The sequence below is a fragment of the Vibrio parahaemolyticus genome (assembly GCF_900460535.1).
In the GTDB taxonomy this organism is placed as follows: Bacteria; Pseudomonadota; Gammaproteobacteria; order Enterobacterales; family Vibrionaceae; genus Vibrio; species Vibrio parahaemolyticus.
Genome location: NZ_UHIL01000001.1, coordinates 1,222,382 through 1,237,631, shown reverse-complemented (window position 1 = coordinate 1,237,631; position 15,250 = coordinate 1,222,382). Strand labels below are relative to the sequence as shown.

Annotated in this window: 12 protein-coding genes; 9 read left to right on the top strand and 3 right to left on the bottom strand. The window is 44.2% G+C overall.

All coding sequences use genetic code 11. The features are described from left to right. The first annotated feature begins 305 nt into the window (after positions 1-305). From DYB02_RS06325 to DYB02_RS06280, 9 genes are all read left to right on the top strand, one after another. The gene (locus DYB02_RS06325) at positions 306-1,853 is read left to right on the top strand and encodes a DUF3360 family protein (protein WP_005456280.1); all 1,548 of its coding nucleotides are present in this window, start codon (positions 306-308) and stop codon (positions 1,851-1,853) included. A gap of 306 nt (positions 1,854-2,159) precedes the next feature. Further along, positions 2,160-4,436 carry a formate C-acetyltransferase gene (pflB, locus tag DYB02_RS06320; RefSeq protein WP_005456189.1) on the top strand — a complete coding sequence of 759 codons (2,277 nt, stop codon included), beginning with the start codon at positions 2,160-2,162 and terminating at the stop codon, positions 4,434-4,436. Positions 4,437-4,588: 152 nt separating this feature from the next. Next, entirely contained in the window at positions 4,589-5,566 is a 978-nt protein-coding gene (locus tag DYB02_RS06315; RefSeq protein WP_005481800.1) for a lipid A deacylase LpxR family protein, read from the top strand. A gap of 146 nt (positions 5,567-5,712) precedes the next feature. Next, entirely contained in the window at positions 5,713-6,453 is a 741-nt protein-coding gene (gene pflA / locus DYB02_RS06310; protein ID WP_005456250.1) for a pyruvate formate lyase 1-activating protein, read from the top strand. Positions 6,454-6,613: 160 nt separating this feature from the next. After that, entirely contained in the window at positions 6,614-7,282 is a 669-nt protein-coding gene (locus DYB02_RS06305; protein ID WP_005495910.1) for an energy-coupling factor ABC transporter permease, read from the top strand. Between the two features lie 154 nt (positions 7,283-7,436). Beyond that, positions 7,437-7,937, top strand: a complete 501-nt coding sequence (locus DYB02_RS06300) for a YfbU family protein (RefSeq protein ID WP_005456271.1) — start codon at positions 7,437-7,439, stop codon at positions 7,935-7,937. Positions 7,938-8,425: 488 nt separating this feature from the next. Next, positions 8,426-10,360 carry a PrkA family serine protein kinase gene (locus DYB02_RS06290; protein ID WP_005456210.1) on the top strand — a complete coding sequence of 645 codons (1,935 nt, stop codon included), beginning with the start codon at positions 8,426-8,428 and terminating at the stop codon, positions 10,358-10,360. Positions 10,361-10,407: 47 nt separating this feature from the next. Then, positions 10,408-11,679 carry a YeaH/YhbH family protein gene (locus DYB02_RS06285; RefSeq protein WP_005481863.1) on the top strand — a complete coding sequence of 424 codons (1,272 nt, stop codon included), beginning with the start codon at positions 10,408-10,410 and terminating at the stop codon, positions 11,677-11,679. Between the two features lie 11 nt (positions 11,680-11,690). Then, positions 11,691-13,250 carry a SpoVR family protein gene (locus DYB02_RS06280; protein WP_029804267.1) on the top strand — a complete coding sequence of 520 codons (1,560 nt, stop codon included), beginning with the start codon at positions 11,691-11,693 and terminating at the stop codon, positions 13,248-13,250. 77 nt (positions 13,251-13,327) lie between these two features. Here the strand turns inward: DYB02_RS06280 and kdsB are convergent, their stop codons facing one another. Genes kdsB through lpxK form a run of 3 tightly spaced genes read right to left on the bottom strand, consistent with a single transcriptional unit; the run spans position 13,328 to position 15,250 of the window. Continuing rightward, the gene (gene kdsB / locus DYB02_RS06275; protein WP_005456221.1) at positions 13,328-14,083 is read right to left on the bottom strand and encodes a 3-deoxy-manno-octulosonate cytidylyltransferase; all 756 of its coding nucleotides are present in this window, start codon (positions 14,081-14,083) and stop codon (positions 13,328-13,330) included. After that, positions 14,083-14,262, bottom strand: a complete 180-nt coding sequence (locus DYB02_RS06270) for a Trm112 family protein (protein ID WP_005378451.1) — start codon at positions 14,260-14,262, stop codon at positions 14,083-14,085. The genes kdsB and DYB02_RS06270 overlap by 1 nt, the downstream gene beginning before the upstream one ends. Next, the gene (gene lpxK / locus DYB02_RS06265; protein WP_021822159.1) at positions 14,243-15,250 is read right to left on the bottom strand and encodes a tetraacyldisaccharide 4'-kinase; all 1,008 of its coding nucleotides are present in this window, start codon (positions 15,248-15,250) and stop codon (positions 14,243-14,245) included. Before lpxK ends, DYB02_RS06270 begins: the two co-directional genes overlap by 20 nt.

Genomic DNA, 15,250 nt, shown 5'->3' with positions numbered 1-15,250 from the left:
GCAACTTGTGTAATGAAATTACACACTAAATAACCATCTCATTCGCATACCAGACACTTTCTGTAGTTTTATTTCACATCTATTCTTAAAGTGATCTAAATCAATCACCCTAAATGGCTATCTTGCTAGACTCCAGCCAAAAGATGAGGAATTTTTTGTGCCTCAACACAACAAGTTATTAGCTATGCTTAGGCACGACGTCGACGTGTAACAAATCTAATAATAGCTAGCATAGGACGTGCCGCAGGATGCGGAATAACACACTTGAATGAATAATTCATAACTTTTAAATATATGAGGAATCTATGTCAGACGCAGTTAACAAAGCGCACTCTGATTCAGATATCGAGACCAAAAGCTACCGTGAGCTTCATCGTCCATCATCTGAGTTCGCGAGCCGTTCAGACTACCTAGACCACGAACTACAAATCATGAAGCCGCGTCGTTTCGGCTTAAACTTGCCAGGTCGTGACTTCCGCTTTGAGCTTGAAGACCTTGTTCCAGCACTTGCTGGTACTATCGGCATTATCGCAATGTACTCTGCGGTAATGATGTCTTGGGCTGAAGGCCTTACTGCAGCATGGGACCACGTTAACTTAGGCAAAGATTTTGCCATTGAAGTTGCGCGTGTAGAAATGCTAATCCCTGCACTACTTTTCTGTGTGCTTGCTTCTGGCTTTATCAACCCGAAAGCCAACTTAGCAGGTAACCACGGTCCAATGATCCCTCTTATTGGTACCATCGCTCTCGCTGGTGCTCACCCTCTTGCATTGGCAATTCTTATTGGTGTATTCGGTCTTCTACTTAGCTTCTTGAAAGGCGGTTCCAAACTAGTGAACCTCACCTCAGAGGGTACAGCTGGTGGCTTGCTCATTTTCTTGGGCTTGACGGGGACCATGAGCCAAATCAACTCGATTCAAGAATGGGCAGTTGGCCTTCAATCTTCAACTGTTGAAGCTGGCAGCATGGGTTACGTGGGTCTGATCGTGCTTGCAGTGACTATCGCACTATACGCTTTCCTTGCAAAAGTGAACAAACGTTGGCTTGCGATTCCAGTGTGTGCTTTCACAGGCCTTATTATCGCTCTAGTGCTAGGTGCTGGTTTTGACATCAAATTCGTCACTGAAACTGGTCTACCGAATCTAAACCCTGTTTACTGGTGGGGCAGCACTGAAGAAGGTTGGATGCTCGGTCTTCCTAATATGGAACACTTCATCGCGTCACTGCCTTTTGCAATCCTAGCAGTAGCAATGTGGTCTCCTGACTTCTTAGGTCATCGTATTTTCCAAGAACTTAACTACCCTAAAAAGACTGAAAAAGTACTAATGGACGTTGATGACACAATGACTATGTGTTCTATCCGTCAGATGGTAGGTACAGCGGTAGGTGGTGGTAACATCACTTCATCTTGGGGTACTTACATGATCCCAGCAGCGATTGCAAAACGTCCAATTCCTGGCGGTGCTATCCTTCTTGGTCTTCTAGTGATGATCATCGCGATCCTTGGCTTCCCAATGGACATCGCAGTATGGCCACCAGTAATGCGTGTCGCTCTTCTTGTAGGTGTATCTCTACCTCTACTTGAAGCAGGTATGCAAATGGTGAAAGACTCTAAAGACTCTCAAGCAGCGGGTATCTGTATTTTCGGTTCTGCCGTCGTTAACCCTGTCCTAGCATGGGCATTAACAATGCTACTTGATAACAACGGTCTAATTGGTGACAAAGAGCGTGCAGCTCGCCTGTCATTCGTAGACAAGATTGTGATCCCAGTAGGTGTACTTGTTATCTGTTTGGTCGCTATGCTTGCAGTTGGTATGCTAGAAGGCCAGTATGGCATCAAAGCTTGGCTGTAAGGCTGATTGTTCAAAAAACGTGTGGGTAGCGCTTGTCGCTACCCCATTTTTATCGAGATTTTTGAGGATTTATTGATTTAGTTTAAGGTTTGCAAAAAAATTTTAGTTTAACCTCTAGTTGTCTCTTAAAAAGAGTGTCATTAAAGATAGTGACAATATTTATAGTTTTGTGACCCAATTTTTTAAATTTAAGACTATAAATATTGTTATTCAAAAGAGTGTACTGTTCCCCCTCAGATTTTGGGGATAGCTGGCTCAACGGCGAAGCAGTACGTAATTTTTTTCTACTAAAAAGGTAGGTATGTCATGGCAGAGCAATTTGCTAAAGCTTGGGAAGGTTTTGTTGCAGGTGACTGGCAAAACGAAGTAAACGTTCGTGATTTCATTCAAAAGAACTACACTCCGTACGAAGGCGACGAATCTTTCCTAGTTTCTGAAGGTACTGAAGCAACTAACAAGCTTTGGGCTAAGGTAATGGAAGGTATCAAGCAAGAGAACTCAACTCACGCTCCTGTTGATTTCGATACTTCTATCATCTCTACCATCACTGCTCACGATGCAGGCTACATCGAGAAAGATCTTGAGACTATCGTTGGTCTTCAAACTGACGCTCCTCTAAAACGCGCTATCATCCCTAACGGTGGTATCCGCATGGTTGAAGGTTCGTGCAAAGCATACGATCGCGAACTAGACCCACAAGTTAAAAAAATCTTTACAGAATACCGTAAAACTCACAACGCTGGTGTTTTCGACATCTACACTCCAGAAATCCTAGCTTGTCGTAAATCTGGTGTTCTAACTGGTCTTCCAGATGCTTACGGTCGTGGCCGTATCATCGGTGACTACCGCCGTGTTGCTCTATACGGTATCGACTTCCTAATGAAGGACAAACTGGCTCAATTCAAATCTCTACAAGAGCGTTTTGAGAACGGTGAAGATCTTCAAATGACTATGCAGCTTCGCGAAGAGATCGCTGAGCAACACCGTGCACTTGGCCAAATGAAAGTTATGGCAGCGAAATACGGTTGTGATATCTCTCGCCCTGCTGAAACTGCACAAGAAGCTATCCAATGGACTTACTTCGGCTACCTAGCGGCTGTTAAGTCTCAAAACGGTGCTGCAATGTCTCTAGGTCGTACTTCTACGTTCCTAGACGTGTTCATCGAGCGTGATATCGCTGCTGGTAAGCTTACTGAAGAACAAGCTCAGGAAATGATCGACCACTTCGTAATGAAACTACGTATGGTTCGTTTCCTACGTACTCCTGAGTACGATGATCTATTCTCTGGCGACCCAATCTGGGCAACTGAGTCTATGGGTGGTATGGGTCTTGACGGTCGTACGCTAGTTACTCGTACTAACTTCCGTTTCCTAAACTCACTATACACAATGGGTCCTTCTCCAGAGCCAAACATCACTGTACTTTGGTCTGAGCAACTACCTGAAGGCTTCAAGAAGTTCTGTGCGAAAGTATCTATCGATACTTCTTCAATCCAGTACGAAAACGACGACCTAATGCGTCCAGACATGAACTCTGACGACTACGCAATCGCATGTTGTGTATCTCCAATGGTTGTTGGTAAACAAATGCAGTTCTTCGGCGCTCGTGCTAACCTTGCGAAAACTATGCTTTACACCATCAACGGTGGTGTGGATGAGAAGCTAAAAATCCAAGTTGGTCCGAAAATGCCTAAGATCGAAGGCGACGTACTAAGCTATGACGAGTTGTGGGAAAAAATGGACCACTTCATGGATTGGCTAGCGAAGCAGTACGTGACTGCACTAAACGCAATCCACTTCATGCACGACAAGTACAGCTACGAAGCTGCACTAATGGCTCTGCACGACCGTGACGTTAAACGTACTATGGCTTGTGGTATTGCTGGTCTATCTGTTGCTGCTGACTCTCTGTCTGCAATTAAATACGCAACTGTTAAACCTATCCGTGATGAAGACGGTCTAGCAATCGACTTCGAAATCGAAGGCGATTACCCTAAATTTGGTAACAACGACCCACGCGTTGATGACATCGCATGTGAACTTGTTTCTGTATTTATGGGCAAAATTCGTAAGCTTAAGACTTACCGTGATGCAATCCCTACTCAGTCAATTCTTACTATCACTTCAAACGTGGTATACGGTAAGAAAACTGGTAACACACCTGACGGTCGTCGTGCTGGTGCTCCATTTGCTCCAGGTGCAAACCCAATGCACGGTCGCGATGAGAAAGGTGCTGTAGCATCACTAACTTCAGTTGCTAAACTGCCGTTTGCTGACGCACAAGATGGTATCTCTTACACATTCTCTATCGTACCTAACGCACTAGGTAAAGATGAGGGTTCACAACGCGCTAACCTTGCTGGTCTGATGGATGGTTACTTCCACCACGAAGCTGGTATCGAAGGTGGTCAACACCTAAACGTGAACGTTCTTAACCGCGAAACTCTAGAAGACGCAGTTAAGCACCCAGAGAAATACCCTCAGCTAACAATTCGTGTATCTGGTTACGCTGTTCGCTTCAACTCTCTAACTGCAGAGCAACAAGCTGACGTAATCGCACGTACATTCACTGAGTCTCTATAAGACTATATCGAAATAACGTTTTAGTGATACAACAAAGGCTGATGCTGCAAAGCATCAGCCTTTTTTTGTTTCTTGAACTAAAGTTGTGACATTGCGGAAGATTTTGATTGAATTCTTACGTATGATGCAAAAAAAGTTAGTAAATGCAGTATATGAAACTCAGTAAATTAATTTTCCTTACCCTTTTATCGCCAGTTGCTCTGGCATCCACCAAATCCACAGTATCCTTTACCCTTGATAACGATGGCATTTTTGGTGTCGACCAAGATTACACCAACGGTATATTCTTCTCTTACGCAACCGAGAAACTAAAAAAAGAAAGCGAATGGAAATGGTTCAGCTTAGAAAATGCAGACCAATCCAATGTCGATAAAATCGAGGTAGTACTTGGCCACAAAATGTGGACTCCAAGTGATATTGAAGCAGACTACCCTCTTGCCAATGACCGTCCATACGCTGGTTACCTACACACTGAAATCAACTACCTATCTCTAACCGCCGATCAAGCCGTTCGCTATAACTTCACCATTGGTGCCACAGGTGAAAGTTCTCTATCAGAAAAAGCGCAGGAAATTGTTCACGGCATCACTGGTTCAACCGATCCTCAAGGCTGGGATTACCAAATTGACGATGAAATTGCCTTTAGCGTTGGTTACCGAGCTTTCAATAAACTCATGCGCAGTGAGGGCCAGAAGACGCAATGGGAAATCACTAATGTGAATGACATTAACGCAGGTAACTTCCGCAGCGATGTATCACAAGGTGTCATGTTCCGCTGGGGCACGAATCTAGCCAATAGTATTGGCGCGGCAAACATCAGTGTAGAAAGCCCTTTCTCTGCCAGTATGCTTGCGAAAAATACCTCCAGTTGGTTTGTCTTTACAGGATTTGAAGGTCGATACCGTTTCAACGATATCACCATTGAAGGCGATCGCTCAGGTATTCCAGGCTCATCAGAACCTTATGATGTGACTCTAGAAAACTGGCAAGCAAGTGCCGTTGCAGGTGCAACTTGGTATAACCAGAATTACGGCGCAAGCCTAACCTTTACGGTGAAAACACCTGATTACGAAGAATCACAAACTGACGTTTATGGTACTGGTTCTTTCTCAGTCTTTGCTTTCTTTTAAATAGTATTTATCTCTCCGGCCAATGAACGCGTCATTGGCCGTTTTCTTTGGTCACATTACGCTGCCTTAGCCACCCACAAGGCTGTTTTAACCCTGCTTTTTGTAATAAAATAACAGCAAGAATTTATTAGTAATGAGAGCAAAAGATGTCAACAACTGGTCGTATTCACTCATTTGAATCATGCGGTACCGTAGACGGACCTGGTATTCGTTTTATCGTCTTCTTGCAAGGTTGTTTAATGCGCTGTAAGTATTGCCATAACCGCGATACTTGGGACACGCATGATGGTAAAGAAGTTACTGTTGAAGAAATCATTGCCGAAGCGAAAAGCTACCGTCATTTCATGAATGCATCAGGTGGTGGTATCACTTGTTCTGGTGGCGAAGCCATGCTTCAACCAGAATTTGTTCGCGACTTTTTCCGTGCGGCTCACGCAGAAGGCATCCACACATGTCTAGATACCAATGGCTACATTCGTAAACACACAGAAGTGATCGACGAAGTATTGGACGCGACTGATTTGGTGATGCTAGATATCAAACATATGAAAGATGAAATTCACCAAGACTTTATCGGTGTGTCGAATCGACGTACGTTAGACTTTGCTCGTTACTTGCACAAAATTGGTCAAAAAACATGGATCCGCTACGTAGTTGTGCCGGGTTACACCGATGATCCAGAGGCGGCGCACATGCTGGGTGAATTCATTAAAGATATGGACAACATCGAGAAAGTTGAACTGCTCCCATATCACAAACTCGGTGCACATAAATGGGAAGCTCTTGGTTTAGAGTACCCTCTTGAAGGCGTGAATCCTCCTTCAAAAGAGACAATGGATGAAATTCAATCCATCTTGTCTCAGTACCACTCTAACGTGAAATACTAAGCAAATAAGAAACTTAACGTTCTAGAAATGCCAGCATTTAGCTGGCATTTTTGTATGTAACACTGGCAAATTCCTTATATAAATCACCAAGGCGTGTAAAATAGCACCCCAACAAAAGGATCAACATAAAAGTAACAAACGCATTTTAGGAAAAGAGTTCATGGACTGGTTTAACGTAGGCTCACTCATCATCGTCACTTGGGTTGTCGTTGCTTTTTGCATACCCGATTGGAGAAAAGTAGTTTGGCCTAAACTTGAACAAGAGAAAGCATTTCAACATATCGTGCTTGCCTCTTTCTTCCTCATTACGGTTCTTTGGTCTGCTCAAGCAGGAGTAAAAGAAGGGTTACAAATACACTTTCTCGCGTTAACGACACTAACCATGATGTACGGTTGGCGAATGGCTTTTTTGCTCAGCATTCCTGCTATGATCGCCTACCACTGGATACACGATATTTCGTTTATCTTGCTCCCGAGCTCTCTTGTGCTATCGGCGCTCGTTCCAATATTAATCAGCTACTTAGTCTTTTTGCTTAGTTACCATTATTTACCCCGCAACATCTTTGTGTTTATTTTTGTCGCTGGCTTTTTTAATGGCGCACTCACAGGCAGTTTACACTTAGTATTTAACTCGTTTTATCACTTGTTGGTTGGCCACTACGATTGGGAAACCATTCAACACAACTACTTTATTTTTGTCCCATTGCTTGCGTTCCCCGAAGGGTTACTTAACGGGATGTCACTGGCAGTATTAACCGTCTTCAAGCCAGAGTGGTTAAGAGTGTTTTCGGACCGAGATTACATATACAACCACTATCACAAAAAGTAGATATTCTTCTTATATCGTGTATCTCGCGGTGGCTGAATTCGGCAATTCTTGCCATTTTTTCATATTAAATATGTGTTGAGATCATGTTTCACCCTTGTCTGAAGCGTTAACCTAAGCACATTAAAAATGTATTAGATTATTTAGTGAGGTCATCATGGAAATGTCAAACGCTCAACGTTTGATCCTATCAAACCAATACAACCTAATGTCTCAGCTTGATCCGAATAATGCGGCTAAATACAAACGCCTACAGACGATCGTTGAACGCGGCTATGAGCTACAAATGCGCGAACTGAACAAAGATTTCGGTTGCCTTTCAGAAGCAGAATGCCGTGAAATCATCGACATTATGGAGATGTATCACGCGATGCAAGAATCTAACAATATGTTAGATGCGGAAGAGCGTAGCAAAGTAGACCAACGTCGCTTACAGTTCTTAGGTTTCGATATCGCAACAGAAGCGCAGCAAGTGCATTACGTCCGCTTCCTTGTTGATTCTGAAGGTCTTTACCCACAATTCGACAAGGCAGATCACCACTTTAACAGCCAAATGCCAATGCTAGATAAATACCGTCGCATGCTGCAAACTTGGCGTAACTGCCCTCGTCAATATCACTTGTGTGAAAACGAGCTTGCACAAATTTTTAGTGCGTAAGATAGCAAGTCTTTGATTAGGAGAGCATTCGCTCTCCTTTTTTATTTTCCTGTCACAACTTCCATTCTTCGCTACCGTATCCTTCTGCTTATCTTGTGTAATGTGGAATAACGAATCACTGAAATTCTGCATTTTTCACCAAATATTTGATTTATCTCCGCCCTATTCGCAACATAAATTCATACTCATCTAAAGAGTGATTCAAATGTCACTTTTACAATAAATTCATAATTGTTAAGCAAAATTGCAAATCCCCGACTAGGCTTAAGTAGAGAAAGGCTGTGACTGAAAAGTACACATCCACTGCTCACCGTTGTGATGAAAAAACTGTCCATAAAGCAAAGTCTTTGGTGTTACTGGTCATACATTTCGTACAAACCAAATGAGATAACAGGACGTCGACATTCAGGCAACTAAGAGCACAGCAAAACGTGGAACAGCCTGCACCAACGTTCGTCGGTAGACTGACTATTAAAGGGGAAAGCGACATGAGTATTTTCGACCACTATCAATCCAGATATGAAGCTGCAAAAGATGAAGAGATGTCGTTACAGGAGTTTCTAGCCCTGTGTAAAGATGACAAAAGTGCTTATGCTAATGCAGCAGAACGCCTACTGATGGCAATCGGCGAGCCAGAGATAATAGATACAGCTAAAGACCCACGTTTGAGCCGCATCTTCTCCAACCGCGTTATCTCTCGCTATGAAACTTTCAAAGACTTTTATGGTATGGAAGATGCGATTGAACAAATTGTTTCTTACCTCAAACATGCGGCACAAGGATTAGAAGAACGCAAACAGATCCTCTATCTATTAGGCCCTGTTGGTGGCGGTAAGTCCTCACTTGCTGAAAAATTAAAATCGCTTATGGAAGCGATGCCTATTTACGTATTGAGCGCTAATGGCGAACGCAGCCCAGTGAACGACCACCCATTCTGTTTATTCAAAGCGACCGAAGATGGCGAGATTCTGAAAACGGACTACGGTATTGAGCAGCGCTATCTTCGCTCAATCATGTCGCCTTGGGCAGCAAAACGCCTTCACGAATTTGGCGGCGACATCACCAAGTTTAAAGTGATGAAAGTTCGTCCATCTATCCTTGACCAAATCGGTATTGCGAAAACCGAACCTGGTGATGAGAACAACCAAGATATTTCATCACTCGTCGGTAAAGTGGATATCCGTAAACTCGAACACTACTCTCAAGACGACCCAGATGCGTACAGCTACTCTGGCGCGCTGTGTAAAGCAAACCAAGGCTTGATGGAATTCGTCGAGATGTTCAAAGCGCCAATTAAAGTATTGCACCCATTACTAACCGCAACACAGGAAGGCAACTTTAACGGGACGGAAGGCCTTTCTGCAATTCCATTCGACGGCATGATTTTGGCTCACTCCAACGAATCTGAGTGGCAAACCTTCCGCAACAACAAAAACAACGAAGCCTTCCTAGACCGTGTATACATCGTTAAAGTACCCTACTGTTTACGCGTATCGGAAGAAGTTAAAATCTATCAAAAACTGCTTGAAAACAGTGAATTGTCTCAAGCCCCTTGCTCACCAAGCACATTAGAAACATTGGCGCAGTTCAGCATTCTTTCTCGTCTGAAAGAGCCTGAAAACTCGTCTATCTTCTCGAAAATGCGCGTGTACGACGGCGAGACGCTAAAAGACACCGATCCTAAAGCGAAAAGCTACCAAGAATATCGAGATTACGCAGGCGTCGATGAAGGTATGAACGGCCTATCTACACGTTTTGCGTTTAAGATTTTGTCTCGCGTGTTCAACTTTGACCAAACCGAAGTGGCAGCAAACCCAGTTCACTTGTTCTATGTGATTGAACAACAAGTAGAACGCGAACAATTCCCATCAGAAACCGCAGAAAAATATCTTGAGTTTTTGAAAGGGTACCTCGTTCCTCGTTACGTTGAGTTTATCGGTAAAGAGATTCAAACCGCATACCTAGAATCTTACTCTGAGTACGGCCAAAACATCTTCGACCGTTATGTTACCTACGCTGACTTCTGGATTCAGGACCAAGAATACCGAGATCCAGAAACGGGACAGCTATTTGACCGCGCATCTCTCAATGCGGAACTAGAGAAAATTGAGAAAACCGCTGGTATCTCCAACCCGAAAGATTTCCGAAACGAAATCGTCAACTTTGTGCTTCGTGCGAAAGCCAATAACAATGGTCAAAACCCAGTTTGGACCAGCTACGAAAAACTGCGCACGGTAATCGAGAAGAAAATGTTCTCCAATACCGAAGAGCTTCTTCCGGTTATCTCGTTCAATGCGAAAACCTCTTCTGAAGATCAGAAGAAACACGACGACTTTGTCGCTCGCATGATGGAAAAAGGCTATACCGAGAAACAGGTTCGCCTACTTTCTGAGTGGTACCTACGAGTACGTAAGTCATCCTAACCCAGTGTTGAGTTAGGTCGCTTGTGAAACATGAAGAGGGCTATTTCATGGCGCAATTTATAGACCGCAGGCTCAATGGCAAGAACAAGAGCGCTGTTAACAGACAGCGCTTCTTGAAGCGCCATAAAGAGCAGATCAAAGAGTCGGTAGCTGACGCAGTGAATCGACGCTCGATCACGAATACAGAAACTGGCGAAGACGTCTCAATACCGCACAAAGACATTAACGAGCCAATTTTCCATCAAGGGAAAGGTGGCGTGCGTGAACGCGTGCACCCTGGTAACGATCAGTTTATTACGGGTGATAAAATCGAGCGTCCAAAAGGTGGAGGTCAAGGCAGTGGCTCTGGTGAAGGTAATGCGAGTCCAGATGGCGAAGGCCAAGATGAATTTGTGTTCCAAATTTCAAAAGACGAATACCTGGATATTCTGTTTGAAGACTTAGAGCTACCGAATCTAGAAAAAAATCAAATCGCTAAAATTACGGAATGGAAAACTCACCGAGCAGGTTTCCAAACCGCGGGGATCCCTTCCAACATTTCCGTTATTCGTTCATTGCAGCAGTCATTAGCTCGTCGAACCGCCATGACTGCAGGCAAAAAGCGACTTCTTAAAGAACTCGAAGACGAGTTGACTCGCATCAAAAATATTGAGCCAGCACAACAACTTGAAGAAAATCGTCTGAAAAAAGAAATCGAAGAACTGCGCAAGAAAATTGAAAATGTGCCGTTCATCGATACTTTCGATTTACGTTTTAAAAACTACGAAAAACGACCAGTCCCTTCTAGCCAAGCCGTGATGTTTTGTTTGATGGACGTATCTGGTTCTATGGATCAAGCGACCAAAGACATCGCGAAACGCTTCTATGTGCTGTTGTATCTGTTCTTAACTCGCACCTATGAAAACGTAGACGTTGTGTTTATTCGCCACCACACGCAAGCCAAAGAAGTCGATGAACACGAATTTTTCTACTCGCAAGAAACCGGTGGCACCATCGTATCTAGCGCTTTGAAATTAATGGATGAAATCGTCAAAGAGCGTTACCCGGTTGGTCAGTGGAACATCTACGCAGCCCAAGCGTCCGATGGGGATAACTGGGCGGATGACTCACCACGATGCCGAGATTTACTCGTTAATAAGTTGCTGCCAAATTGTCAGTACTATTCTTATATAGAAATCACGCGTCGCTCACATCAAACCTTATGGCACGAGTATGAGAAGCTCACCGACGAGTTTCCAAACTTCGCTATGAAGAATATTCGCTCTGTGGAGGATATCTTCCCAGTCTTCCGAGAACTATTCCAAAAAGAAACGGCGTAAGGAGGCTAGCGATGACTACCGCAACAAAAAACCTCTCTGGAGAGGCGCCTAAAAAGCGCAACAGCAAGTTGCTACCTGATGGACCAGATTGGACATTCGAACTACTTGAACGCTATCACAAGGAAATAAAACGTGTCGCGGAGCACTATCGTTTGGACACCTATCCAAATCAGATCGAAGTGATCACGTCTGAGCAGATGATGGATGCGTACTCAAGTATCGGTATGCCTATCAACTACAACCATTGGTCATTTGGTAAGAAGTTCATTCAAACAGAACAGAACTACAAACATGGTCAGATGGGCCTAGCGTACGAGATTGTGATTAACTCCGACCCTTGTATTGCGTATTTGATGGAAGAAAACACAGTCACCATGCAAGCGCTTGTCATTGCACACGCGTGCTACGGCCACAACTCTTTCTTCAAGGGGAATTATCTGTTCCAAACGTGGACGGACGCCAGTTCTATCATCGACTACTTACTCTTCGCTAAAAAGTACCTTACCGAATGTGAGGAGCGCTATGGCGTTCAAGAGGTTGAAAAGCTTCTCGACTCCTGCCATGCGTTAATGAACTTTGGTGTCGACCGCTACAAACGACCAGAGAAAATCTCGATTACCGAAGAGAAGGCCCGCCAAGAGGAGCGCGAGGCTTATCTGCAATCTCAAGTCAATGAACTGTGGCGAACCGTACCAAGAGCCAAAACTAAAGAAGAAGACATTAAAGAGCGCTTCCCTAGTGAACCTCAAGAAAACCTACTCTACTTCTTTGAGAAACATGCGCCGCTCTTGGAACCATGGCAACGCGAGGTTGTTCGAATCGTCCGAAAAATCAGCCAGTACTTTTATCCACAAAAGCAAACTCAGGTTATGAATGAGGGATGGGCAACGTTCTGGCACTATACGATTTTAAACCACTTGTATGATGAAGGTATTGTGTCCGAAAAATTCATTCTTGAATTTTTACATAGCCATACAAGTGTGGTTGCTCAACCACCTTACAACAGTCCTTACTTTAGCGGTATCAACCCTTATGCTCTCGGCTTTGCGATGTTCCGCGATATAAAGCGTATTTGTGAAGAGCCAACTGACGAGGATAAAGAGTGGTTCCCGGACCTAGCAGGAACAGATTGGTTAGATGCCTTGCATTTTGCTATGCATAATTTCAAAGATGAAAGCTTTATCAGCCAATATTTGTCTCCGAAATTGATGCGTGATTTCAAACTGTTCGCCATCAACGATGATGACAGGAAGAACTTTATTGAAGTTTCCGCCATACATGATGAAATGGGCTACAAGCGCATTCGAGAAACTCTGGCGGCGCAGTACAACCTATCAAACTTAGAGCCTAACATTCAGGTGTTTAACGTGGATGTTCGTGGTGACCGTTCACTCACGTTGCAGTACGTTCCTCATAACCGCATTCCACTCGATGAAAGTTATGATGAGGTATTGAAACACGTCTATCGCCTATGGGGCTTTGACGTAATCTTAGAAGAAGTTAAAGACACGGGACACAGAGAAACATTAGCTACTTGTCCAAAACGCAATCAGTACGATTCAAACATTTAGTAAAAAATATACTCATCCCCTTAAAGCCAAAGGCTCCATGAAAGGAGCCTTTTTATTAATTGCAAGAAGTAGAATCGTTACGCTTTTTTCGCCACAATAGCTCTAACGGCTTCAAGATCTTCTGGCGTATCAACGCCTGCTGCTGGCGCTTCTTTAGCGACTGCAACGTGGATTTTCTCGCCGTACCAAAGCACTCGTAACTGCTCTAGGCATTCAATTTGCTCTAGGGCACTTGGCGCCCAGTTTACGTAAGTATTAATGAAACCTGCGCGGTATGCATAGATACCGATGTGACGCATCAATGGATTCACGATAGCTTTGTCTTGCTTTGCGAAGTTATCACGATCCCAAGGAATTGTTGCTCGGCTAAAGTACATGGCATAACCACGCTCATCAGCAACGACTTTTACGGCATTTGGGTTAAAGACTTCATCTTCAGATTCGATTTCAACCGCCAACGTAGCCATAGGTGCATCACTAGCGGCTAAGTTATCTGCAACTTGGCGGATGATAACTGGTGGTACCAAAGGCTCATCACCTTGAACGTTCACAATAATGTGGTCAGCAGGAATGGCCATTTTCTCTACCACTTCCGCTAAACGCTCTGTACCAGATTCGTGGTTTGGCGAAGTCATACAAACTTTGCCACCGAATTGCTCAACCGCCGCAGAAACTCGCTCATCGTCAGTAGCAATGATCACGTCATCAGCGCCAGCTTGCATTGCTTGTTCGTAAACCCATTGCACCATTGGTTTACCACCGATATCAGCCAGTGGTTTACCTGGTAAACGGCTCGAAGAGTAACGAGCCGGTATCACAACCGTAAAAGACATTAACGTCCCTCATCCATACTCATGGTGCGAGCTTCTGGCTCAAGCAGAACAGGAATACCCTCTTTGATAGGGTAAGCAAGGCGATCCAATTTGCAGATCAACTCTTGATTATCTTTATCGTAAGTCAGCTTACCTTTACACACTGGGCAAGCCACAATCTCAAGCAGACGGTGATCCATAAGTCGCTTTAACCTCTTTTATTCGATTTAAAATTCGCTCTGCATCTTTAGGCTCAAATTGAGCAGATACAGGCAGATACCACCAATTGTCTTGTGCGTAGTCGCTACATTTGACAGCATCTTTCTCTGTCATAATCACATTCGCCCCTTGCAGAGCCAATGCTTCAAGTTCTTTTTGGTCAAAGTCTTGATGGTCAGCAAAACCTTTCGTGACTTTAACATCCGCATTCATTGATTCTAGTGTATTAAAAAACCGAGGTGGATGCCCGATACCGGCAAATGCCACCAGCGCCTTTAACTCACTCACATCAACTTGCTGCTTGGTCTTTAGGTTGATCGCTTTTGATGGCGCTAGAGACATCGAGATCTCCCCCTGATGGGCCAAACCGCCATTGGTGATGATAAAGTCGACTTCCTGAAGTCGCTCAACACCTTCGCGCAATGGACCAAGCGGAATCAAACACTCATTACCAAAACGACGATTTCCATCAACAATCACAAGTTCAACATCACGCTCTAGAGCATAATGCTGCAAACCATCATCGGTAATGATGATATCCACGTCTAACTCTACTAGCGCTTTCACGGCGTTTGCACGTACAGGGTCTACTGCGACAGGAGCTCCGGTGCGCCGGTGGATGAGTTTAGGTTCATCACCACAATGTTGAGTAGGAGTATCATCATTTAACACCAGCGGATACTGCGGAGCCTTCGCACCGTATCCTCGAGACACCACTCCCGGTTTGTACCCCAGATGTTGTAATTGCTCGACCAACCAAACCACAACAGGCGTCTTACCATTGCCACCAGCGGTGATATTACCGACCACTACTACGGGCACGGGTGCTTGATAAGCTTGCTTGCGACCAGTTTGGAACTGTTGACGCTTCGCTCTACTGATTGCACCAAACAACACACTGAGTGGCCATAATAATGGCCACAACAGATATTTTAGTGGATGATTTTCAAACCAGATTTTTTCAACCAC